The organism is Streptococcus sp. LYSM12 (genome assembly GCF_004569635.1).
Taxonomy (GTDB): Bacteria; Bacillota; Bacilli; order Lactobacillales; family Streptococcaceae; genus Streptococcus.
The window spans coordinates 2501-5393 of record NZ_SPOZ01000047.1; the positions used below are offsets into that span (position 1 = coordinate 2501).

The 2893-nt window shown below is 49.0% G+C and carries 1 tRNA gene and 2 rRNA genes (1 of these 3 only partly in view); all 3 read right to left on the reverse strand.

The features are described from left to right. Positions 1-621: ribosomal RNA gene (locus E4T79_RS10475) — 23S ribosomal RNA — on the reverse strand; it reaches 2281 nt to the left of the window's first position. A 262-nt stretch (positions 622-883) separates the two neighbouring features. Further along, positions 884-956, reverse strand: a tRNA-Ala gene (locus E4T79_RS10480). Between the two features lie 185 nt (positions 957-1141). Next, a 16S ribosomal RNA gene (locus E4T79_RS10485) occupies positions 1142-2689 on the reverse strand. The 16S and 23S rRNA genes sit together here with 1 tRNA gene alongside, the layout of an rRNA operon. Positions 2690-2893 lie beyond the last annotated feature (204 nt).

Here is a 2893-nt window from a genome sequence, read left to right on the forward strand (position 1 = left end):
ATAACTCGCCGGTTCATTCTACAAAAGGCACGCTCTCACCCATTAACGGGCTCGAACTTCTTGTAGGCACACGGTTTCAGGTTCTATTTCACTCCCCTCCCGGGGTGCTTTTCACCTTTCCCTCACGGTACTGGTTCACTATCGGTCACTAGGGAGTATTTAGGGTTGGGAGATGGTCCTCCCAGATTCCGACGGGATTTCGCGTGTCCCGCCGTACTCAGGATACTGCTAGGGATAAAGAATATTTCAAATACGAGGCTCTTACTCTCTTTGGCTAACCTTCCCAGGTTATTCTTCTATACTCTTTATCGCCACCTTGCAGTCCTACAACCCCGAAGAGTAAACTCTTCGGTTTGCCCTCCTGCCGTTTCGCTCGCCGCTACTAAGGCAATCGCTTTTGCTTTCTCTTCCTGCAGCTACTTAGATGTTTCAGTTCACTGCGTCTTCCTCCTCACCACCTTAACAGTGATGGGTGACAGGTATCTACCTGCCGGGTTCCCCCATTCGGACACCCCTGGATCTCTGCTTACTTACAGCTCCCCAAGGAATTTCGTCGTTCGTCACGTCCTTCTTCGGCTCCTAGTGCCAAGGCATCCACCGTGCGCCCTTATTAACTTAACCTTATTTTTTCTAATTCTTTCGAATTAGGTTCTCGTTCTTTCACAGCGTTTTCGGTTTATTTTCTTGTTACTATTTGATATAGATATTCAATTTTCAATGGACAAGTTTAGGATATGAACGACGGTCGCTTGTGCGAAACTTCTGTAGAAAAATAGGAAATCAACGAAGTGTGTCCTGCACACGAGGAGATTTATCTTTTTTCCTAAGAAGTTAGTCGTGAATTCAACTTCACTGCTATTCAGTTCAGTAGGATTCTATCCTATGGAGCCTAGCGGGATCGAACCGCTGACCTCCTGCGTGCAAAGCAGGCGCTCTCCCAGCTGAGCTAAGGCCCCGTACATCTACCTATGTACTCAAGACCTCTCAAAATTAAAGAAGACAACGTACAGGTTCCGAGCAATTGTATGCGAACTAAAATCCTAGTGAAAAAGATAAATCCTCCTAGAGTTTAATAACTCTGCGTCAGATTTCCTATTTTCATACGGATTTCCTAACGTTCTCATAACTTGCTTTTCCTTAGAAAGGAGGTGATCCAGCCGCACCTTCCGATACGGCTACCTTGTTACGACTTCACCCCAATCATCTATCCCACCTTAGGCGGCTGGCTCCTTGCGGTTACCTCACCGACTTCGGGTGTTACAAACTCTCGTGGTGTGACGGGCGGTGTGTACAAGGCCCGGGAACGTATTCACCGCGGCGTGCTGATCCGCGATTACTAGCGATTCCGACTTCATGTAGGCGAGTTGCAGCCTACAATCCGAACTGAGACTGGCTTTAAGAGATTAGCTTGCCGTCACCGACTTGCGACTCGTTGTACCAGCCATTGTAGCACGTGTGTAGCCCAGGTCATAAGGGGCATGATGATTTGACGTCATCCCCACCTTCCTCCGGTTTATTACCGGCAGTCTCGCTAGAGTGCCCAACTTAATGATGGCAACTAACAATAAGGGTTGCGCTCGTTGCGGGACTTAACCCAACATCTCACGACACGAGCTGACGACAACCATGCACCACCTGTCTCCAGTGTTCCGAAGAAAAATTCTATCTCTAGAACCGGCACTGGGATGTCAAGACCTGGTAAGGTTCTTCGCGTTGCTTCGAATTAAACCACATGCTCCACCGCTTGTGCGGGCCCCCGTCAATTCCTTTGAGTTTCAACCTTGCGGTCGTACTCCCCAGGCGGAGTGCTTAATGCGTTAGCTGCGGCACTGAGTCCCGGAAAGGACCCAACACCTAGCACTCATCGTTTACGGCGTGGACTACCAGGGTATCTAATCCTGTTCGCTCCCCACGCTTTCGAGCCTCAGCGTCAGTTACAGACCAGAGAGCCGCTTTCGCCACCGGTGTTCCTCCATATATCTACGCATTTCACCGCTACACATGGAATTCCACTCCCCCCTTCTGCACTCAAGTTTGACAGTTTCAAAAGCGTACTATGGTTGAGCCACAGCCTTTTACTTCTGACTTATCAAACCGCCTGCGCTCGCTTTACGCCCAATAAATCCGGACAACGCTCGGGACCTACGTATTACCGCGGCTGCTGGCACGTAGTTAGCCGTCCCTTTCTGGTAAGGTACCGTCACTTAGCGGATTTTCCACTCCCGCTAACGTTCTTCTCTTACAACAGAGCTTTACGATCCGAAAACCTTCTTCACTCACGCGGCGTTGCTCGGTCAGGGTTCCCCCCATTGCCGAAGATTCCCTACTGCTGCCTCCCGTAGGAGTCTGGGCCGTGTCTCAGTCCCAGTGTGGCCGATCACCCTCTCAGGTCGGCTATGTATCGTCGCCTAGGTAGGCCGTTACCCTACCTACTAGCTAATACAACGCAGGTCCATCTGGTAGTGGTGCAGCTGCACCTTTTCATTCCTTACCATGCGATAAAGAATCCTATGCGGTATTAGCTATCGTTTCCAATAGTTATCCCCCGCTACCAGGCAGGTTACCTACGCGTTACTCACCCGTTCGCAACTCACACTATTAGAGCAAGCTCCAATAGTTAGCGTTCTACTTGCATGTATTAGGCACGCCGCCAGCGTTCGTCCTGAGCCAGGATCAAACTCTCATTTTCATTCGTGTTCGAGTCTTAACTCATTCTCTGCTTCTGACAGATTTATTTGTTTTGTTCATTGACAGTTTATAGTCTTCCAACTACAAACTACCCCTGCACGTTTGGTTCGTCTTCTTTAATTTTCAAAGGTCTTTCCTGTCTGCTCTCTCAAGCGACAACTATATCAGTATATCACCTCATTTTCGCTTTGTCAATAACTTTTTT